The organism is Stutzerimonas sp. 21-1 (assembly GCF_056336065.1).
Genome location: NZ_CM150500.1, coordinates 3,866,549 through 3,885,487 on the forward strand (window position 1 = coordinate 3,866,549; position 18,939 = coordinate 3,885,487).

Sequence of the window (18,939 nt, forward strand, 5' to 3'; positions counted from 1 at the left end):
GCAACGCGGCTCGCGACGAAACCTCGACAGCCCCTGGGGCGCTAGCCACCCGACCCAAGCAACCGTGCAGGCTTCCATGCAGTCAACGCCACCGAGCCCAGCGTCACCCCCGGCGCCCTCCGCGCCCCGCGAGCTGTCGAGGCTGGCGGCGCTGCTGCGCTACGAGATCCTCGATACGCCGGAGGAAGACCAGTTCGACGACTTCACCGTGCTCGCCGCGCGCCTGTGCGGGACGCCGATCGCGCTGATCTCGCTGGTCGACGAGCGCCGCCAGTGGTTCAAGAGCCGGGTGGGCCTGGGGGTCAGCGAAACCCCGCGGGAAATCTCCTTCTGCACGCACACCATCGCCGGCAGCGGCATCTTCGAAGTCGCCGATGCGCAGCAGGACCCACGCTTCGCCAACAACCCGCTGGTCACCGGCGAGCCGCACATCCGCTTCTACGCCGGCGCGCCGCTGAATACCCCGGATGGCTACCAGCTCGGCACGCTCTGCGTCATCGACCGCCAGCCGCGCCAGCTCGACGCCGAGCAGCGCGACACCCTGGCGCGTCTGAGCCGCCAGGTCATGCGCCTGTTCGAGGCGCGCCTGCTGGCACACCGGCACGCCGAACAGGCCGCGCTGCAGCAGGCGATGCTCGACAGCGCCACCTCGGCGGTGCTGGTCACCGATGTCGACGGCCATATCGCCAGCCTCACCCCCACCGCCGAGCGACTGCTCGGCTTCAGCCAGCAGGAGCTGCTCGGCCAGCCGCTGGTCGGGCTGTTCGACCCGCGCGCGCTGCAGCGGCACGCCGCGGTACTGAGCGCCGAACTGGGCCGGCCGTTGGCTAGCGACTTCGCCGCGCTCACCACGCCGCTGCCCAACTGCCGGCGGGAAATGTCGCGCTGGCAGCTGCGCCATCGCAACGGCGCCGAGGTGCCGGTGCTGCTCAGCGTCGCGCCGATCCGCGACGATCAGGATGCGCCGCGCGGCTACCTGATCAGCGCCTACGACCTGGCCTATCAGGAGCAGCTGCGCCTGCGTCTGCAGCAGATCGCCGCGCAGGTGCCTGGCATGCTCTTCCAGTTCCAGTGGCGGCCGAACGCACCGGGACGCTTCCTCTACGTCAGCGAGGGTGTCGAGGCGATCTACGCGCTGACGCCCGCCGAGCTGAGCACCAGCATCGCGCCGATCTTCGCGCGGGTGCCGCTTGCGGACCGCCCGGCCCTGCTGCGCAGCATTCGTCAGGCCACCTCCAGCCTGAGCAGCTGGCATGCCGAACATCGCATCGATCACCCGCGCAAGGGCCTGATCTGGATCGAAGCGCGCGCCACGCCGCTGCCGCAGGCCGATGGCTCGGTGCTCTGGCACGGCCTGGTCACCGACATCACCGCACGCAAGGCCGAGCAGCTCGAGCTGGACAAGCAGCAGGAAATGAACCGCCGCCTGCTCGAAGCGCTGTCCGAAGCCGTCATCGCCTGCGACGCGGCCGGCAACCTGACGCTGTTCAACGAAAAGGCCAAGCAGTGGCACCGCGCCGATGTGCTGCCGATCCACGTGCAGGAGTGGAGCGCGCATTACCGGCTGTGCCTGCCCGACGGCGTGACGCCGATGCCGGCCGAGCGGATTCCGCTGTGGCGCGCGCTGCACGGCGAGCGCATCAGCAACGAGGAAATGACCCTGATCGCCGGCGACGCGCCGCGCCAAGTGCTGGTCAACGCCGACCCGCTGTACACCTCCGCCGGCGAGCCGATGGGCGCGGTGGCGGTGCTGCACGATATTACCGAACGCAAGCGCATCGAACGGCTGCAGCGCGAGTTCATCTCCACCGTCAGCCACGAACTGCGCACCCCGCTGACCTCCATCACCGGCGCGCTGGCGCTGCTCGGCTCCGATGTCATGGGCGTGGTGCCGGGCGAGATGCGCGAGCTGCTGGACATCGCCTACCAGAACAGCCAGCGGCTCGGCGCGCTGATCGACGACCTGCTCGACATGGACAAGCTGGCCGCCGGCAAGATGCGCTTCGTCCCACGCGTGCAGGCGCTGCAACCGCTGCTGCAGCAGGCGCTGAGCGGCAATCGCGGCTACGCCGAACGCCACGGCGTGCACTTTCGGCTACAGCCCGGCGAGGCCCTGCGGGCGCGCGTCGACGACCGCCGCCTGCATCAGGTGCTGAGCAACCTGCTGGCCAATGCGGCGAAATTCTCGCCGCCCGGGGAAACCGTCGAGCTGCGTGCCGAGCGACGTGACGACCGGGTACGCGTCAGCGTCCGAGACCGGGGTCCGGGAATCCCCGCCGGTTTTCGCGAGCGGGTTTTCCAGAAGTTCGCCCAGGCCGACTCGTCCGACAGTCGCCAGCAGGGCGGCACCGGCCTGGGTCTGGCGATCAGCAAGGAGCTGATCGAGCACATGGGCGGACGCATCGGCTTCGATTCGGTCGAAGGCGAGGGCGCCTGTTTCTGGTTCGAACTGCCCTGCGAGCCATCCGCGACGGCCGAGGAAGGCGCCCGATGAGAGAGCTCAAACGCATTCTGCATGTCGAGGACGTACCGTCGATCCAGGTGATCACCCGCATCGCGCTGGAAAAGCTCGGCGGTTTCGAGGTGCTCAGCTGCCCCTCCGGTCAGGCCGCACTGGAGCAGGTCGAGGCATTCGCTCCGCAGCTGATCCTGCTGGACGTGATGCTGCCGCAGATGGACGGCGTCGAGTTGCTGCGCCAACTCGCCGAACGCATCGACCTGAGCGACGTGCCCGTGGTGTTCCTGACCGGCAACCTGCAGTTCGAGGAACACGACGAGCTGTCCCGACTGGGCATGCGCGCCGTGCTGCACAAGCCGTTCGACCCGCTGCAGCTGGCCACCCAACTGCGCACCATCTGGGAGGAGCGTCACCATGCTGTCTGAGGGCGCACTCGCCGAACTGCAGCGCCAGCTGCAACTGCAGAACGAGCAGTTCGCCGAGCGCCTGCGCCACGAGCTGCCGGCACTCGGCGAGCTGGCCGGCGAACTGCAGCACAGCGGCAGGCCGGCGCAACGCCGCGAGCAGGTCCGGCGGATCCGCGAGCAACTGCACAAGCTGGCCGGCGCGGCAGGCAGCTTCGGCTTCGGTCCGCTCGGCGAGCGCGCGCGCGTGCTCGAACAACGCGCAAACCGCTGGCTCGACAGCAGCAAGCCGAGCGCGCAGGCGCTCGGTGCGTTCGCCCGCGCCGTGCGCCAGTTCGCCGAGTTCGCCTGGCACGACAGCCATGCGGTACCCGACCTAGGTCCCGGCGATCTGCACGACGAGCCGCTGCCGGGCTGCCGTATCTATCTGCTGGAAAGCGATGCCGTCGCCGGCGCCGGCATGGCGCAGACGCTGGACAACTTCGGCTACGAAACGCTGCTGTGCCGCGATTTCCCCACGCTGCAGCAGGCCGTCGAGCAGCAGCTACCGGATGCGCTGATCGTCAGCGTCAGGCGCGACGACGAGCTGCTGCCGATCGCCGCGCTGCAGCAGCGCCTGGGCACCCCGCTGCCGCTGCTGGCGATCCATGCGGACGCCGGCTTCGCCAGCCAGCTGGCCGCCGTGCGTGCCGGCGCCCAAGGCTTCTTCTCCCGTCCGCTGGACCTCGCCCAGCTGGAGAACAGCCTGGAGCGCTGCCTGAACCGCCAGCAGGGCGAACCCTATCGGGTGCTGATCGTCGACGACGACCACGCCCTGGCCGAGCGCTACGGCCTGGTGCTGCGCAACTCGCAGATGCAGGTGCAGACGCTCAGCGAGCCGCAACGCGTGCTGGAGCTGATGCACACCTTCAATCCCGAGGTGCTGGTGCTGGATGTCGACATGCCCGGCTGCAGCGGTCCGGAGCTGGCGCAGATGATTCGCCTGCACGACGAATGGCTGCGGGTGACGATCATCTACCTGTCCGCCGAGACCGACATCAACCGGCAGATGGCCGCGCTGCTCAAGGCCGGCGACGACTTCCTCAGCAAGCCGCTGGGCGACAGCGAACTGATCGCCGCGGTGTACTCCCACGCCCAGCGCGCCCGCTCGCTGAGCACCGCGCTGTCGCGCGACAGCCTGACCGGCCTGCTCAAGCACGCCGACATCAAGGACCAGCTGGCCATCGAAGTGCAGCGCGCCAGCCGGGCCAGCAAGCCGACCAGCGTGGTGATGCTCGACCTCGACCACTTCAAGCAGGTCAACGACCGCTACGGCCACGCCGCCGGTGACAGCGTCATCCGCGCGCTGGCCAATCTGCTGCGGCAGCGCCTGCGGCGGATCGACAGCCTCGGCCGCTACGGCGGCGAGGAATTCGTCGCGGTGCTGCCCGAATGCACCGCCGAGGAGGCGCGGCGCATCTTCGACGAGATCCGCGAGCGCTTTGCCACGCTGACCTTCAACGCCAGCGACGCGCGCAGCTTCACCGTCTCGCTCAGCGCCGGCATCAGCGCCACGGACGGCGAGACCCCGCCGGCGGTGCTGCTCGAACAGGCCGATCAGGCGCTGTACATCGCCAAGCGCGACGGCCGCAACCAGGTCCGCATCGCCAGCGCCGGCTGACCGCCGAACCACCGCGCACCTCGCGAGTCCAACTCCATAGCCCGAATCCGGACGGCCATGCCATGCGCGCTCGTCCAGCGGCACAAGGAGTCCAGTTTGCATACCCGGCCCGCCATACGCTGGCATCCGTTCGCCTTTGTCGTTGCGTTCATGCTACTGGTCGCCCTCGGCTGGCAAGGCAAGCGCACCCAGGAAGCGGTGCTGCAGACCAACCAGGCCGTCAGCCAGAGCCTCGAAACCATCACGGCGATCCAGGCGATTCGCTCCGCGCTGCAGGACATCGAAACCGGCACGCGCGGCTTCGTCATCACCGCCGACGAGGCCTATCTCGACGCCTATGCCAGCGGCCTGATCGAACTGGAAGCCCACCGCCGCCAGCTGCAGGAGCTCGCCGACGCGCGCGGCTACCCGCAGCAGCGCTGGTTCGAGCAGTTCGACAGCACCGCCGCCGAGCGCCTGACCATCGCGGCCAGCAATATCCGCGTGCGCCGCGAGAGCGGCCTGGCCGTCGCCGCCACGCACCTGCACCAGGCCGGCGGCAAACAGCTCATGGACCGCCTGCGCGCACTGCTCGACGATGTCGAAAACCGCGAGCGGCAACAGCTCTTCGATGCCAACCGGGCGGTTCGCGAGACCATCGCCCACAGCCGCCGCGTGGCGCTGATCGGCAGCCTGCTGGTGGCCGCGCTGTTTTTCGCCGCGCTGTGGGCGGTGCGCCGCAACCTGGCCACGCGCCAGGCGCTGGCCCGTCAGGCACAGGCCGGCGAGGCACGACTGGATGCGCTGCTGCAGACCATTCCCGATCAGCTGTATGCGATCGACGCCCAGCGGCAGGTTTCCAGCCTGTCGCAGCCGCGCAGCATCCGCGGCCCGGCGCCGCAGGCCATCGAACCGCTGCTGCTCGACCTGCTGGCGCAGCCGGATGCCGACTACCCGCGGCAGAACATCTGGTGCGAGGTGGCCAGCCGGCGCATGTTCGAGGTCCGCCTGCTGCCCACCGGGCTCGGCGACCACCTGGCCATCGCCCGCGACATCACCGAGCTGCAGCGCAACCGTGACAGCCTGCAGCAGCAGCAGGCGTTCCTGCGCAAGGTGGTCGACACCGACGAGAACCTGATCTTCGTGCGCGACGCCCACGGCCGCTTCCTGCTCTGCAACACCGCCTTCGCCGCCCTGCTCGACTGCCAGCCGCAGCACATCGAGCAGCGCCGCCTCGACGAGCTGCCGGGCGCGCAACGGCTGCTGCCGTTGTTGCAGGGCGAAAGCGAACTGCTCGCCGGCGGCGAACTGCGCAGCAGCGATGTCAGCCTCATCGACGCCTTCGGCCAGGAACGCTGGCTGCAACTGGTCAAGCGGCCGCTGCGGCTGTCGCCGAGCATCTGCCACGTGGTCACCGTGGCGGTGGACATCTCCCTGCGCCGGCGCATGGAACAGATGAAGACCGAGTTCATTTCCACCGTGAGCCACGAGCTGCGCACGCCGCTGACCGCGATCCGCGGCGCGCTGGGCATGCTCGCCAGCGGTTTCGTCGCGCCCGGCACGGCCGAGGCACAGCCGCTGCTGGAAATCGCCCACAAGAACAGCGAGCGCCTGGTGCGCCTGATCAACGACATCCTCGACATCGAAAAGCTCGAGGCCGGCCGCCTGACCTTCGACCTGCGCCTGTGCGACGTGCGCGCGCTGGTCGCGCAGGCGCTGCACGACATCGAACCCTATGCGCGCAGCTTCGACGTGCACCTGCAGCAGGTGCCGCCGGACGCCGCCGCACGCGTCGAGGCCAACCTCGACCCGGACCGCTTCGCCCAGATCATGGCCAACCTGCTGTCCAACGCGATCAAGCACTCGCCCGCCGGCGGCTGCGTCAGCGTCGACCTGCGCAGTGGCGACAACGGCCTCGAACTCGGCGTGCAGGATCAGGGGCCGGGCATCCCGGAAAGCTTTCGCGGGCGCATCTTCGAGCGCTTCGCCCAGGCCGACGCCTCCGACGCCCGCCGCCGCGGCGGCACCGGCCTCGGCCTGGCGATCACCCGCTCGCTGGTCGAGCAGCTGCACGGCAGCATCGGCTTCGACAGCCAGGAAGGCCGTGGCACGCGCTTCTGGCTGCGCCTGCCGCTGGCGGCCGCGCCGGCACCCGCGCCGGCCCCTGCGCTCGCACCGCCAGCCGCAACCGGGCAGAGCCGCATCCTCATCGTCGAACCGGATTGCGCCGCGGCCGCGCGGCTGGCCGAGACACTGCATGAGCAGGGCTACGCCACGCTGCTGGCCGCCACGGCGCTGGACGCCCGCGAGCTGCTGGCCGAATACCGCGTCCAGGCGCTGACGCTCAGCCCGGCGCTCGCCGACGAGGACGTCGGCGCCTTTCTCCAGAGCCTGCGCAGCCAGCCGGCCTACCGCCATCTGCCGGTGCTGATCGTTGGCCTGCAGCCGCAGCGCCGCGACGAAGACGACGGCCAGCTGCGCGGCGGCGCGGTGCGCGTGATCGACTGGCTGCCCAAGCCGGTCGACCCGGCGCGGCTGCTGGATGTGGTCAACGCCTGCCTGACCGAGCACCCGGCACGGCCGCGCATCCTGCATGTCGAGGACGACCAGGACCTGCGCCTGCTGCTGGCGCGGCAGATCGAGCCGCTGGACATCGAACTGCAGGGCGCCGCCAGCCTGGCCGAGGCGCGCCGCCTGCTCGGCGCGCAGAGCTACCAGCTGGCGATCGTCGACCTGATGCTGCCCGACGGCGACGGCAGCGAGCTGTTCGACCAGCTGGCGCAGGCCGTACCGCCGCCGCCGGTGATCATCTTTTCCGCGCTGGATGCGCCCGTGCACGACAGCCGGCTGGTCCTGCGCCAGCTGGTCAAATCCCGCCACGACGGCCGTGAGCTGGGGGCGCTGATCCAGCACCTGTTGCACCACCGTACCCCCGCAACCGAGGCAGACGAGGACGATGCATGAGTGAATCCAGCGGCCAACGCATCCTGATGGTGGAGGACGAAGAAGACATTTCCTTCCTGGTGCGCTTCATGCTCGAGCGCCACGGCTTCAGCGTCGATCACGCAGCCAACGGGCGGGAGGCACTGGACCTGATCGCCGGTTCGCCGCCGCCCGACCTGACCCTGATGGACATCATGCTGCCGTACCACGACGGTCTCGAACTGATCGAACGCCTGCGCGCGCAGCCTGGCTGGGAACGGGTGCCGGTGCTGATGCTGACCGCCAAGGCCCGCGAGGTGGACATCGTCCGCGCGCTGGAGCTGGGCGCCGACGACTACGTGACCAAGCCGTTCCAGCCGGAGGAATTGCTGGCGCGCATCCGCCGCCTGCTGCGGAGGCCGCGATGAAACGGTGGCTCTGGCTGGCGCTGGCACTCTGCACGCCGCTGGCGCAGGCCGATGTCGCCACCGCGCAGCGCCAGGTCGAAGCCCAGCAGCTCGGCGCCGCGCAGGCGACGCTCGAAGCGCATCTGGCGCGCCAGCCGGAAGACGCCGAGGCGCAGTTCCTGCTGGCGCGCGTGCTGGCCTGGCAGGGCCGCACGCAACAGGCACTGGCACGCTATCGACAGCTGCTGCAACGCGAACCGGACAATGCCGACTACCTGCTCGGCCAGGGTCAGGCGCTGCTCTGGGCCGGCCGGCCGCGCGCCGCGCTGGAGGTGCTGGAACGCGCCGCGCGCCACGCGCCGGAGTATGCCGAGGTGCAGCAGCTCATGCAGCAGGCCCGTGCCACACTGACCTCGCCGGCCACCGCTACCGCACCGGCCCTCGCCGAGCCGCCGCGGCGACGCCACGAGCTGGAACTGTCGACCCGCCGCGACTGGCTCGACAGCGGCTACGACGACTGGCGCAGCCAGCGCCTGGACTACGCCTCGACCCAGCCCGAAGGGCTCGGCTGGTACGCCGCGCTGCTGCGCGAACAGCGCTTCGGCGAGTGGGATCGCGGCGCCGAACTCGGCGGTGTGCTGCCGCTGGACGCCAACTGGACCCTCCAGTCGGAAGTCGGCTACCAGCCTTCGCCGCATTTCCTGCCGCAGTGGCATGCCGACCTGCGTCTACAGCGGCGCCTGCCGGCGGGCTTTCTCGGCGCGGCGAGCATCCGTCGTACCGAGTACGAAACCACCCGCGTCGATCGTCTGGCGCTCAGCGGCGAGCGCTACTGGAATGCCTGGCGCGCCAGCTACACGCTCAACCTGACCGACGTGCAGAACGCCGGCACGCCGGTCGGCCACGACCTGGCGCTGGACTACTACTACGACAACCTCAGCTACGCCGGCCTGCGCCTGACCGTCGGCGAGGAAGAAGCCGTCGAGGAGCAGCGACTGATCACCAGCGATGTGCGCGCCATCGGCCTACAGGGGCGCCACTGGCTCAACAGTGGCTGGGCGCTGACCTGGGAATTCGGCCAGCATCGCCAGGGCGACTACTACCAGCGCCGCTGGTTGCAGCTGGGGCTGCGCCATGCCTTCTGAGTGGCTCGCCGGCTGCCCGAGCTGGCTGTGCGCCCCGCTGCTCGACCTCTGGCCGCAGGACCGCATGCTGCAGCTGGCTCTGCAGGCGGCGCTGGCCTTGAGCGCGCTGACCCTGCTGGTGATGCTGCAGGTTCTGCTGCTCGGCGAACTGGCGCGCCGTCGCGCCGCGCGCCGCCAGCAGTTCAACGAACAATGGCGCCCGCTGTTCGCCCTCTGCAGCCTCGGCGAGGAGCTGCCCGACCCGTTGCCGGCGCTGCCGCGTCGGCAACGCCTGTGGTTCCTGCTGCAATGGAACCGCACCCAGCTGCAGCTGCGCGGCAGCGCCCGCGAGCGGATGAACCGCGCACTGCTGGCGCTGGGCATGGATCGGCACGCGCTGGAGCTGCTGCGCGGGCGGGTGCGCAGCAAGCTGATCGGCCTCACCTGTCTGCGCCACCTCGCCGACCCGGCGCACTGGGACGCGGTGCAGCCGCTGCTGTTCAGCCGCAATGCCAGCGTCTCGCTGGCCAGCGCCTACACGCTGATCGCCATGCAGCCGGCGCGCGCCATGCAACTGATCCTGCCGGCCGCCGCGGCGCGTACCGACTGGGCCTTGCCGCGTCTGGCGGGCCTCTGTCAGCAGGCCGGCGAGCAGGCGGTGACCGAACCGCTGCTGGCGGCCCTGGCCGATCCGGTGATTGCTGGCCGCGAGCGGCTGATCGCACTGTTGCCGCATGGCGAGCCACGCCAGGTCGCGCCCTGGGCACGGGCGCAGCTGGACGAAGGTGCCGCGGCCGAGCACCAGCAGGTCGCGCTGCGCTGCCTGACCGAGCTGGGCGATCCGCGTGACCGCCCGCGCCTGTTGCTGGCGCTCGCCCATAGCGAGCCGGATGTGCGCCTTCACGCGCTGCAGGCGCTGGGCCGGCAGGCACGCAGCGATGATGCAGAACTCTTCCTGCCGCTGCTCGCCGACCAAAACTGGGGCGTCCGACAGGCAGCCGCCGATGGCCTGGCCGCGCTGCCCGGCACCAGCCTCGAGCGCCTGCAGGCACTGCTTGCCCAGGTGCCGGACCGCTACGGCCAGGACGCCCTGCGCCGCGCCATCGCAGAGGTACGCCGATGAGTATCGACTGGCTGTGGTGGCTGCAGCTGGGCTTCATCCTCTACTTCCTGCTGCTCAACGGCATGTACCTGCTGCTCAACGTGCTGTCGATGGCGAGCCTCACCGGCTACATGCGCCAGCGCGCCGAAGTCGGCGAGATCACGCCTTATCTCGGCGTCGAGCCGCCGGTTTCCGTGCTGATGCCGGCCTTCAACGAAGAGGCGACGATCCGCACCTCGGTGCGCTCGATGCTGCAGCTGCAGTACCCGGAGTTCGAAGTGCTGGTGATCAACGACGGCTCGAAGGACGCCACGCTGGCGCTGCTGATCGAGGAGTTCGATCTGGTGGCGCACCCCGCCCCGCTGCGCCAGAGCGTGCCCCACCAACCCATCGAGGCGGTCTACCGCTCGCGCCGTTACGCCAACCTGCGGGTCATCGACAAGCTCAACGGCGGCAAGGCCGATGCGCTGAACGCCGGCATCAATGCCGCGCGCCACGGCCTGTTCTGCGGCGTCGATGCCGACTCCATCCTGCAGCGCGACAGTCTGCTGCGCGTGGTGCAGCCGTTTCTCGAGGACGAACGCACCGTCGCCGCCGGCGGTACGGTGCGCATCGCCAACGGCTCGCAGGTGCGTGGCGGCTTCCTGATCCAGGCCGGCCTGCCGCACAACTGGCTGGCGCGTCTGCAGATCGTCGAGTATCTGCGCGCCTTTCTCTTCGGGCGCCTCGGCTGGTCGCCGCTCAATGCGGTGCTGATCATTTCCGGCGCCTTCGGTCTATTCGACCGCGAACGGGTGATGGCCGTCGGCGGCTATCGCACCGACACCGTCGGCGAGGACATGGAACTGGTGGTACGCCTGCACCGCTACCATCGCGAACGGCGCCTGCCCTATCGCATCCGCTACCTGCCCGATCCGATCTGCTGGACCGAATGCCCCGAAGACCCCGGCACCCTCGGTCGCCAGCGCAGCCGCTGGCAACGCGGACTGGCCGAAAGCCTGAGCCGGCACGCACGGCTGGCCTTCAGCTTGCGCGGCGGCGCCGCCGGCTGGCTGGCCTGGCCGTTCATGGCGCTGTTCGAGTGGCTGGGGCCGCTGATCGAGCTGGCCGGCTACGCCTTCATGCTCGGCGGTTTCGCCGTCGGTGCGGTGTCCTATGCGGCGCTGGCGGCGTTCCTGCTGGTGGCTATCGGCATGGGCATCCTGCTGTCGGTCAACGGGCTTCTGCTGGAAACCCTGTCGTTTCGCGTCTACGAACGGCGCCGCGACATGCTGCGGCTGTTCCTGATGGCGGTGCTGGAGAATTTCGGCTATCGCCAGCTCAACACGCTCTGGCGCTGCCGCGGACTCTGGCAGTGGTTCTCGCGGCGCAAGCACCACTGGGGGGCGATGCGCCGCAGCGGGCGCTGGGGGCAGTAGGCGAAGGGCCGGCACGCGGCCGACCCTGCGTCATCGCCGTCAGAGCTTGATCCAGGTGGCCTTCAGCTCGGTGTACTTGTCGAAGGCGTGCAGCGACTTGTCGCGGCCGTTGCCGGACTGCTTGAAGCCACCGAACGGCGCGGTCATGTCGCCACCGTCGTACTGGTTGACCCACACGCTGCCGGCGCGCAACGCCCGCGCGGTGCGGTGTGCCTTGGACAGGTCGGCGGTCCACACCGCCGCGGCTAGGCCGTAGGGCGTGTCGTTGGCGATCGCCAGCGCTTCCTCGGCGCTGTCGAAGGTGATCACCGAGAGCACCGGGCCGAAGATCTCTTCCTGGGCGATCTTCATCGCGTTGCCGACGCCGTCGAAGATGGTCGGCTCGACGTACAGCCCGCCGGTTTCCTCCAGGGTGCGCTGGCCGCCAAGCAGCACCTGCGCACCCGCCGCGCGGCCGGCCTCGATGTAGCCGAGCACGGTATTGAGCTGCTGGGTATCGACCAGCGCGCCGACGTTGGTCGCCGGGTCCAGCGGGTTGCCAGGCTTCCAGGCCTTGAGCGCCTCGACCACCAGCGGCAGGAAGCGCTCCTTGATCGAACGCTCCACCAGCAGCCGCGAGCCGGCGGTGCAGACCTCGCCCTGGTTGAAGGCGATGGCGCCGGCCGCGGCCTGGGCGGCCGCCTGCAGATCGGGCGCATCGGCGAAGACGATGTTCGGGCTCTTGCCGCCGGCCTCCAGCCAGACGCGCTTCATGTTGGATTCGCCGGCATAGATCATCAGCTGCTTGGCCACGCGGGTGGAGCCGGTGAACACCAGGGTGTCGACGTCCATGTGCAGCGCCAGCGCCTTGCCGACCGTGTGGCCGTAGCCCGGCAGCACGTTGAGCACGCCGGCCGGGATGCCCGCCTCGATCGCCAGCCGGGCGATGCGGATGGCGGTCAGCGGCGATTTCTCCGACGGCTTGAGCACCACCGAGTTGCCGGTGGCCAGCGCCGGGCCGAGCTTCCAGCAGGCCATCATCAGCGGGAAATTCCACGGCACGATGGCCGCCACCACGCCGACCGGCTCGCGGGTCACCAGACCGAGCTGGTCGTGCGGCGTCGGCGCGACTTCGTCATAGACCTTGTCGATCGCCTCGCCGCTCCAGCGCAGCGCCCGCGCCGCGCCGGGGACGTCCACCGCCAGCGAATCGCCGATCGGCTTGCCCATGTCGAGGGTTTCCAGCAGCGCCAGCTCTTCGGCGTGCGCCTCCAGCAGCTCGGCGAAGCGGATCATCACCGCCTTGCGCTTGGCCGGCGCCAGCCGTGCCCAGACACCGGCGTCGAACGCGGCCCGCGCGCTGGTCACGGCACGCTCGGCATCGGCCTGGGCGCAGCTGGCCACCTGCGCCAGCAGCCGACCGTCGATCGGGCTGATGCAGTCGAACTGGGCGCCGTCCGCCGCCGCGGTGTATTCGCCCTGGATGAAGGCACGGCCTTCGATGCGCAGGTCACGGGCACGCTGTTGCCAGTCGGCGAGGGTCAGGGTGGTCATGAGGCATCCTCTTGTGGTTATTCGGCTGCGGGAAAAGGCACCCTAAACCAGCGGCGCGGGGGCTATCAATATTTTTTACGGGCGACGCGGTTTGCGCCTTGTTTTGTTCGTTTTATTAAACATAGACTCGAACGACCTTCGCCGTGCACACGGCCTCTCGCCGGTTCACGCCCATCGTCGCACTGTCGCCTGCCGGAGCCCGTCATGGCCAACGATCTTCATCCGACCGCATCGCCCGAGCACTTCTGGATGCCCTTCACCGCCAATCGCCAGTTCAAGGCCGGCCCGCGACTGCTGGAGAGTGCCGAGGGGCTGTACTACACCGCCAGCGACGGCCGCCAGATCCTCGACGGCACGGCCGGGCTGTGGTGCTGCAACGCCGGTCACGGCCGGCGTGAGATCAGCGAAGCGGTGAGCCGGCAGATCGCCAAGATGGACTTCGCACCGACCTTCCAGATGGGCCACCCGCTGCCGTTCGAGCTGGCCGAACAGCTCAGCCGCATCACCCCGCCGGGGCTGAACCGGGTGTTCTTCACCAACTCCGGCTCCGAATCGGTGGATACCGCGCTGAAGGTCGCCCTGGCGTACCAGCGCGCCATCGGCCAGGGCACCCGCACACGCCTGATCGGCCGTGAACTGGCCTATCACGGCGTCGGCTTCGGCGGCATTTCGGTCGGCGGCATGCCGAACAATCGCCGCGCCTTCGGCGCCCTGCTACCAGGCGTCGATCACCTGCCGCATACCCTCGATCTGCAGCGCAACGCCTTCAGTCGCGGCCTGCCGCAGTACGGCGTCGAGCGCGCCGATGAGCTGGAGCGGCTGGTAACGCTGCATGGCGCGGAAAACATCGCCGCAGTGATCGTCGAGCCGATGTCCGGCTCGGCCGGGGTGATCCTGCCACCGCTGGGCTACCTGCAGCGTCTGCGCGAGATCACCGCCCGGCACGGCATCCTGCTGATCTTCGACGAAGTGATCACCGGCTTCGGCCGCATCGGCAAGGCCTTCGCCGCCGAGCGCTGGGGCGTGACACCGGACATCCTCACCTGCGCCAAGGGCCTGACCAACGGCGCGGTGCCGATGGGCGCGGTGTGCGTCGCCGATCACCTGTTCGAGGCCTTCATGAGCGGTCCGGAGAGCGCCATCGAGTTCTTCCATGGCTACACCTACTCCGGCCACCCGGTGGCCTGCGCCGCGGCCCTGGCGACCTTGGAGATCTACCGCAACGAGCAGTTGTTCGAGAAGGCCATCGCGCTGGAGGACTACTGGCAGGATGCGCTGTTCAGCCTGCGCAGCCTGCCCAACGTGATCGACATCCGCACCGTCGGGCTGGTCGGCGGCCTGCAGTTCGCGCCCCATGCCGACGGCGTCGGCAAGCGTGCCTACGAGGTGTTCCGCCAGAGCTTCGAGAACGGCCTGCTGGTGCGCGCCAGCGGCGACACCATCGCGCTGTCGCCGGCGCTGATCGTCGACAAGCCGCAGATCGACGCGATGATCTCGCGCTTCGCCGATGCCATCCGCACGGCCGGATAAAACACCCGCCCGGAAATGAAAAAACCCGCCGAAAGGCGGGTTTTTCTTCAAGGGCCGATCAATTACTTGATCTTGGCTTCCTTGTAGATCACGTGCTTACGCACGACCGGATCGAATTTCTTGATCTCGATCTTGTCGGGGGTGGTGCGCTTGTTCTTGTCGGTGGTGTAGAAGTGGCCGGTACCGGCGCTGGACACCAAACGGATCAGGTCACGCATGATTTTCTCCTTAAACCTTTTCGCCGCGGGCGCGCAGCTCGGCCAGAACGGCGTCGATGCCACGCTTATCGATGACGCGCATGCCCTTGGCGGAAACGCGCAGACGCACGAAGCGCTTCTCGGACTCGACCCAGAAGCGGTGATGCTGCAGGTTCGGCAGGAAACGACGACGGGTTTTGTTGTTCGCGTGGGAAATGTTGTTCCCGGTTACCGGACCCTTACCGGTAACTTGACAGACTCTCGACATGCCTCAGCCCTCTAAACCACATGCCCAACCCGGCATGGGTTGGCCGCTTGAATTCACTTGTCAGTTCGGCGCTCAGCGCCACGTTTCATGGGGGTCTTACCGGTCACGTTGCGCACAAAGATACCGGGCCCCTAGAAAAGAGCGCTGCTTTATATCAGAAAGCCCCCAGAGCAACAAGCGCGGGATGGTTTTTCCCGCCTGGCTGCGATGGACGGAGCCGGCCGCAACACAAGCGCCTTCATGGCCCCGCCAGCCTGTATAAGCGGGCCGAGGACCGGGTGCGACGGTCGGGCGATCTGCTATCGTTCGCCACCCGCTGTTCACCGCCGCACGAGCCCACCATGAACGACGCCGCCGAAGATTCCAGCCAGCCCAAGGACCGCAAGTTCGTCGAGGCCCTCTCGCGCGGGCTGGAAGTGCTGCGCGCCTTCACCCACGGCTCGGTGGTGCTCGGCAACCAGGACATCGCGCGCCTCACCGGGCTGCCCAAGGCGACGGTCTCGCGCCTGACCTACACGCTGACCCGGCTCGGCTACCTCAGCTACTCGCAGCAGCTGGAGAAGTACCAGCTGGATTCCGGCGTGCTGGCGCTCGGCTACGCCTACGTCTCCAACCTGCGCGTGCGCCAGCTGGCCAAGCCGTACATGGACGAGTTCGCCCGGCGCACCAATACCACCGTCGGCCTGACCTGCCGCGACCGGTTGTCGATGATCTATGTGGAGAACTGCCGCCCGGCCGACGTCACCACCCTGCGCATGGATGCCGGCGTGCGCCTGCCGCTGGCAACCACCGCCGCCGGTCGCGCCTTTCTTGCCGCCACGCCGGAACAGGAGCGCGACCACCTGTTCGCCGCGCTGGCCGCCAAGTACGGCGACGGCTGGCCCGCCATGCACGCCTCGCTGCTGAGCTCGTTCGCGGAGTTCGAGCAGCACGGCTTCTGTCTCTCGCTCGGCGACTGGGACCGCAACGTCATGGCCGCCGGCGTGCCGCTGCGCCTGGCCGACGGCAGCATCATGGCGCTGACCTGCGGCGCGCCGTCCTTCCAGCTGACCGAAGACACCCTGCGCACCTCGCTGGCCCGCCAGTTGGAAATGCTCGCGCGGGATATCGAGAGCCTGGGCGTCTGACCGCGCTCGACCGGCCCGCCAGCCGGCGCTAGACGCGCACGCTGTCCCAGGCGATCTGCGCCAGCAGGTCGCGATGATCGGCCAACGGGCGTTTGCTGCGCCCGGCCAGCCAGTTGCGCGCCATGTCCTGCGCCGGGCCGATCACCACCGAGACGAAGCATTCGCCGGGAATGGCCTTGAACGCCCCAGCCTCGCGATGCCTGCGCAGGACTGCGCCGATCCGCTCGCCATGGCTGCGGTTGACCTCGCGCAGCTGGTCGCCCAACTCGCCAGCCTCCACCCGCCCGCGGTTGTGCAGGACAAAGCGCGCCCAGTCCGGGTTGGCCACCACCCAGTCGATATAGCTGGTGACGAACAGCTTCACGCTGGCCTCGGCGTCCAGCGTATCGATCAGTCCCGCCTCCAGCAGCGCGGCGTACTCGCCGATGCCCTCCAGATAGAGCGCGGCGATGATCCGCTCGCGATTGCCGAAGTGGTGATAGAGGCTGCCGATGCTGGCGCCGGAGCGATCGCGGATCATCTCGATGGTGGTGCCGTCGACCCCGGATTCGGTGAAACAGGCCAGGGCGGCCTGGAGAATCTCCTGCTTGCGACTGCTGCGGGCCATGCGCGCTCCGATACTAGAATAATTTTCTAGAACAATTTTCCGAACGCCCTATACTGCCACGCACCCGTCGCCTCGGAGAACAACAATGACCGCACCCGAATTCCAGCCACGCACCCTGGAAAACCGCAAGGGTCGCCCGCTGGCCAGCCGCTGGTACGCGCCGCGCGGCGAGCCGCTGGGTGCCGTGCTGATCGCGCCGGCCATCGGCGTGCCGCAGCGCTTCTACCGTGACTTCGCCAGCTGGCTGGCCGAGCGCGGCTATCTGACCGTCACCTTCGACTACCTGGGCATCGGTGAGTCGCTGCCCGGCTCGCTACGCGCGCTGGAGGTGAACGTGAGTGACTGGGGCCGCGATGATGGCAGCGCGGTGCTCGATGCGGTCGCGGCGGCCGCCGGCGATCTGCCGCTGTTCTGGCTCGGCCATAGTCTGGGCGCGCAGATCCTGCCGCTGGTGGAAGGGCACCAGCGCATCGCGCGGATCATCACCATCGCCGCCGGCAGCGGTTACTGGCGCGACAACAGCCCGCAGATCCGCCGGCAGGCCTGGCTGCTGTGGCACGGCCTGGCGCCGGTGCTGACGCCGCTGTTCGGCTACTTCCCGGGCAAGCGCATCGGCGCCGTCGGCGATCTGCCGGCCGGGGTGATCCGCCAGTGGCGGCGCTGGTGTCTGCACCCGGAGTACCTGGTGGGCGCTGAGGGCGAGCCGATGCAGCGCGCCTTCAATGCCGTGACCACGCCGCTGGTGTCGCTGTCGTTCAGCGACGACGAGATGATGTCGGCGCAGAACACTGCCTCGCTGCACGGCTTCTACCGCTCAGCGCCGAAGACCATGCACCGCATCGCGCCGCGCGATGTCGGCGTGGAGCGCATTGGCCACTTCGGCTTCTTCCGGCCGACGCTGCGCGAAGCGCTGTGGGAGCCGCACCTGCTGCCAACGCTGGCGCCGGCCTGATTCGCCGGGCGTAGGGTGGAAAACGCCGAAGGCTTTTCCACCGATCTGCACCGAGCCGGTGGAAAATCGCGGCGCGAGTTTTCCACCCTACGGCCGTCCGCCGCCCTCAGGCCACCTGCAGCAGCTGCGCATAGGCCTTGAGATGATGATCGTCGTCACCGAACTGGTGGGCGATCATCACCAGGCGCTTGGCGTGGTGGGCGAGGTTGTATTCCCAGGTCATGCCGATGCCGCCGTGCAGCTGGATGGCCTCCTCGGCGATCTTGCGCGCCGCGCGGGTGCAGATGTACTTGGCCGCGGCAAGCACGCGACGGCGCTCATCGGTGTCTTCGCCATCGGCAAAGGTCGCGGCGAGAATCGCCATGCTGGTGGCCTGTTCCAGCTCGGTCTGCATGTCCACCATGCGGTGCTGCAGCACCTGGAACTTGCCGATCGGCACGCCGAACTGCTTGCGCGTCTTCAGGTAGTCGAGGGTCAGCTTGCAGGCTTCCTGCATGCTGCCCAGCGCATCGGCGCACTGCGCAGCGATGGCGCGGCCCTGCTGGTAGTGCAGCGCCGGCAGCGCATTACCCAGCTCGCCAAGCAGCGCATCGGCACCCACCTGCACATTGTCGAGGAACAGCTCGCAGCCCTTGCGCCCATCAATGGTCGGGTAGACGCGACGGCTGACGCCGGCGGCGTTCGGGTCGATCAGGAACAGGCTGATGCCGGCTTCATCGCGGCTGTCGCCGGCACTGCGCGCGGAGACGATGATCTGCCCGGCGCTGTGCCCGCCGATCACCACGGCCTTGCGTCCAGACAGCCGATAACCGCCGTCGACCGCCTCGGCTTGGGTCTGTACGTCGTGGAGGTTGTAGTGGCTCTGCGGCTCGTCGAAGGCCACCGCCAGTTGCAGCGACCCGGCGGCGACCTGCGGCAGCAGAGCGGTTTTCTGCGCCTCGCTGCCCAGCTGGCTGAGCAAGCCGCCGGCGAAGATCACCGACTGCAGATAGGGCTCCAGCGTCAGGCCGCGGCCCAGTTCGGTCATCACCAGCATGGTTTCCACGCCGCTGCCGCCAAAACCGCCGAACTCTTCGGCAAAGGGCACGGCAGTCAGGCCCAGCTCGCCCAGCTGGCCCCAGAACTCGGCGGAAAAGCCCAGCTCCGACGCGCTGAATTTCTCGCGCTGTTCGAACGGGTAGGCGTCGCGCACCAGACGCGCCGCGGTGTCTTGCAGCATTTGCTGCTCTTCGCTCAGTTTGAAGTCCAAGG

At 68.8% G+C, this 18,939-nt stretch carries 16 protein-coding genes; 11 read left to right on the plus strand and 5 right to left on the minus strand.

Annotation, left to right across the window (positions count from 1 at the left end):
- Positions 1–76: 76 nt before the first annotated feature.
- From AC0ZJQ_RS18510 to AC0ZJQ_RS18545, 8 genes are read left to right on the plus strand one after another with little or no spacing between them, the layout of a single operon-like run.
- Positions 77–2,494: an ATP-binding protein gene (locus AC0ZJQ_RS18510; RefSeq protein ID WP_476477086.1), complete on the plus strand. Its 2,418-nt coding sequence runs from the start codon at positions 77–79 to the stop codon at positions 2,492–2,494.
- On the plus strand, positions 2,491–2,883 hold the full coding sequence (locus AC0ZJQ_RS18515) for a response regulator (protein WP_165594313.1): 393 nt from the start codon (positions 2,491–2,493) through the stop codon (positions 2,881–2,883). The genes AC0ZJQ_RS18510 and AC0ZJQ_RS18515 overlap by 4 nt, the downstream gene beginning before the upstream one ends.
- Entirely contained in the window at positions 2,873–4,522 is a 1,650-nt protein-coding gene (locus tag AC0ZJQ_RS18520; RefSeq protein WP_476477087.1) for a diguanylate cyclase, read from the plus strand. The genes AC0ZJQ_RS18515 and AC0ZJQ_RS18520 overlap by 11 nt, the downstream gene beginning before the upstream one ends.
- A 57-nt stretch (positions 4,523–4,579) precedes the next feature.
- Complete coding sequence (locus AC0ZJQ_RS18525) at positions 4,580–7,465, plus strand: ATP-binding protein (protein WP_476477088.1); 2,886 nt, start codon at positions 4,580–4,582, stop codon at positions 7,463–7,465.
- Positions 7,462–7,851, plus strand: a complete 390-nt coding sequence (locus AC0ZJQ_RS18530) for a response regulator transcription factor (protein ID WP_054093881.1) — start codon at positions 7,462–7,464, stop codon at positions 7,849–7,851. The genes AC0ZJQ_RS18525 and AC0ZJQ_RS18530 overlap by 4 nt, the downstream gene beginning before the upstream one ends.
- Positions 7,848–8,975 carry a YaiO family outer membrane beta-barrel protein gene (locus AC0ZJQ_RS18535; RefSeq protein ID WP_314018223.1) on the plus strand — a complete coding sequence of 376 codons (1,128 nt, stop codon included), beginning with the start codon at positions 7,848–7,850 and terminating at the stop codon, positions 8,973–8,975. The genes AC0ZJQ_RS18530 and AC0ZJQ_RS18535 overlap by 4 nt, the downstream gene beginning before the upstream one ends.
- A complete protein-coding gene (locus tag AC0ZJQ_RS18540) occupies positions 8,965–10,077 on the plus strand; it encodes a HEAT repeat domain-containing protein (RefSeq protein ID WP_301619395.1) in 1,113 nt (370 codons plus the stop codon). Before AC0ZJQ_RS18535 ends, AC0ZJQ_RS18540 begins: the two co-directional genes overlap by 11 nt.
- On the plus strand, positions 10,074–11,474 hold the full coding sequence (locus tag AC0ZJQ_RS18545) for a glycosyltransferase family 2 protein (RefSeq protein WP_476477089.1): 1,401 nt from the start codon (positions 10,074–10,076) through the stop codon (positions 11,472–11,474). The genes AC0ZJQ_RS18540 and AC0ZJQ_RS18545 overlap by 4 nt, the downstream gene beginning before the upstream one ends.
- A 39-nt stretch (positions 11,475–11,513) precedes the next feature.
- On the opposite strand, the gene AC0ZJQ_RS18550 is transcribed toward AC0ZJQ_RS18545, so the two are convergent.
- The gene (locus tag AC0ZJQ_RS18550) at positions 11,514–13,007 is read right to left on the minus strand and encodes an aldehyde dehydrogenase (RefSeq protein ID WP_008569235.1); all 1,494 of its coding nucleotides are present in this window, start codon (positions 13,005–13,007) and stop codon (positions 11,514–11,516) included.
- A gap of 204 nt (positions 13,008–13,211) precedes the next feature.
- Between AC0ZJQ_RS18550 and aptA the strand changes: the two genes are divergently transcribed.
- Positions 13,212–14,537 (plus strand): omega-aminotransferase AptA, encoded by a 1,326-nt coding sequence (gene aptA, locus AC0ZJQ_RS18555; protein WP_008569234.1) that lies wholly within the window; start codon positions 13,212–13,214, stop codon positions 14,535–14,537.
- A 62-nt stretch (positions 14,538–14,599) separates the two neighbouring features.
- On the opposite strand, the gene rpmG is transcribed toward aptA, so the two are convergent.
- Together rpmG and rpmB are read right to left on the minus strand one after the other, a co-directional pair.
- Positions 14,600–14,755: a 50S ribosomal protein L33 gene (gene rpmG, locus AC0ZJQ_RS18560; RefSeq protein ID WP_003284185.1), complete on the minus strand. Its 156-nt coding sequence runs from the start codon at positions 14,753–14,755 to the stop codon at positions 14,600–14,602.
- A gap of 10 nt (positions 14,756–14,765) precedes the next feature.
- On the minus strand, positions 14,766–15,002 hold the full coding sequence (rpmB, locus tag AC0ZJQ_RS18565) for a 50S ribosomal protein L28 (protein WP_003290799.1): 237 nt from the start codon (positions 15,000–15,002) through the stop codon (positions 14,766–14,768).
- Between the two features lie 341 nt (positions 15,003–15,343).
- On the opposite strand from rpmB, the gene AC0ZJQ_RS18570 reads away from it, so the two are divergent.
- Positions 15,344–16,129, plus strand: coding sequence for an IclR family transcriptional regulator (locus tag AC0ZJQ_RS18570; protein ID WP_476477090.1), 786 nt, complete (start codon positions 15,344–15,346; stop codon positions 16,127–16,129).
- Between the two features lie 28 nt (positions 16,130–16,157).
- Here the strand turns inward: AC0ZJQ_RS18570 and AC0ZJQ_RS18575 are convergent, their stop codons facing one another.
- Positions 16,158–16,736 (minus strand): TetR/AcrR family transcriptional regulator, encoded by a 579-nt coding sequence (locus AC0ZJQ_RS18575; protein WP_167133926.1) that lies wholly within the window; start codon positions 16,734–16,736, stop codon positions 16,158–16,160.
- Between the two features lie 85 nt (positions 16,737–16,821).
- On the opposite strand from AC0ZJQ_RS18575, the gene AC0ZJQ_RS18580 reads away from it, so the two are divergent.
- The gene (locus AC0ZJQ_RS18580; protein ID WP_476477091.1) at positions 16,822–17,688 is read left to right on the plus strand and encodes an alpha/beta hydrolase family protein; all 867 of its coding nucleotides are present in this window, start codon (positions 16,822–16,824) and stop codon (positions 17,686–17,688) included.
- 106 nt (positions 17,689–17,794) lie between these two features.
- Here AC0ZJQ_RS18580 and AC0ZJQ_RS18585 read toward each other — a convergent pair whose 3' ends face one another.
- Entirely contained in the window at positions 17,795–18,937 is a 1,143-nt protein-coding gene (locus AC0ZJQ_RS18585) for an acyl-CoA dehydrogenase family protein (protein WP_476477092.1), read from the minus strand.
- Between the last annotated feature and the right edge of the window lie 2 nt (positions 18,938–18,939).

What these genes read in the sequence shown, in the direction of transcription:
- AC0ZJQ_RS18510 (WP_476477086.1), top strand. Translation starts at nt 77, where the DNA reads ATGCAGTCAACGCCACCGAGCCCAGCGTCACCCCCGGCGCCCTCCGCG.
- AC0ZJQ_RS18515 (WP_165594313.1), top strand. Translation starts at nt 2,491, where the DNA reads ATGAGAGAGCTCAAACGCATTCTGCATGTCGAGGACGTACCGTCGATC.
- AC0ZJQ_RS18520 (WP_476477087.1), top strand. Translation starts at nt 2,873, where the DNA reads ATGCTGTCTGAGGGCGCACTCGCCGAACTGCAGCGCCAGCTGCAACTG.
- AC0ZJQ_RS18525 (WP_476477088.1), top strand. Translation starts at nt 4,580, where the DNA reads ATGCCATGCGCGCTCGTCCAGCGGCACAAGGAGTCCAGTTTGCATACC.
- AC0ZJQ_RS18530 (WP_054093881.1), top strand. Translation starts at nt 7,462, where the DNA reads ATGAGTGAATCCAGCGGCCAACGCATCCTGATGGTGGAGGACGAAGAA.
- AC0ZJQ_RS18535 (WP_314018223.1), top strand. Translation starts at nt 7,848, where the DNA reads ATGAAACGGTGGCTCTGGCTGGCGCTGGCACTCTGCACGCCGCTGGCG.
- AC0ZJQ_RS18540 (WP_301619395.1), top strand. Translation starts at nt 8,965, where the DNA reads ATGCCTTCTGAGTGGCTCGCCGGCTGCCCGAGCTGGCTGTGCGCCCCG.
- AC0ZJQ_RS18545 (WP_476477089.1), top strand. Translation starts at nt 10,074, where the DNA reads ATGAGTATCGACTGGCTGTGGTGGCTGCAGCTGGGCTTCATCCTCTAC.
- AC0ZJQ_RS18550 (WP_008569235.1), bottom strand. Translation starts at nt 13,007, where the DNA reads ATGACCACCCTGACCCTCGCCGACTGGCAACAGCGTGCCCGTGACCTG.
- aptA (WP_008569234.1), top strand. Translation starts at nt 13,212, where the DNA reads ATGGCCAACGATCTTCATCCGACCGCATCGCCCGAGCACTTCTGGATG.
- rpmG (WP_003284185.1), bottom strand. Translation starts at nt 14,755, where the DNA reads ATGCGTGACCTGATCCGTTTGGTGTCCAGCGCCGGTACCGGCCACTTC.
- rpmB (WP_003290799.1), bottom strand. Translation starts at nt 15,002, where the DNA reads ATGTCGAGAGTCTGTCAAGTTACCGGTAAGGGTCCGGTAACCGGGAAC.
- AC0ZJQ_RS18570 (WP_476477090.1), top strand. Translation starts at nt 15,344, where the DNA reads ATGAACGACGCCGCCGAAGATTCCAGCCAGCCCAAGGACCGCAAGTTC.
- AC0ZJQ_RS18575 (WP_167133926.1), bottom strand. Translation starts at nt 16,736, where the DNA reads ATGGCCCGCAGCAGTCGCAAGCAGGAGATTCTCCAGGCCGCCCTGGCC.
- AC0ZJQ_RS18580 (WP_476477091.1), top strand. Translation starts at nt 16,822, where the DNA reads ATGACCGCACCCGAATTCCAGCCACGCACCCTGGAAAACCGCAAGGGT.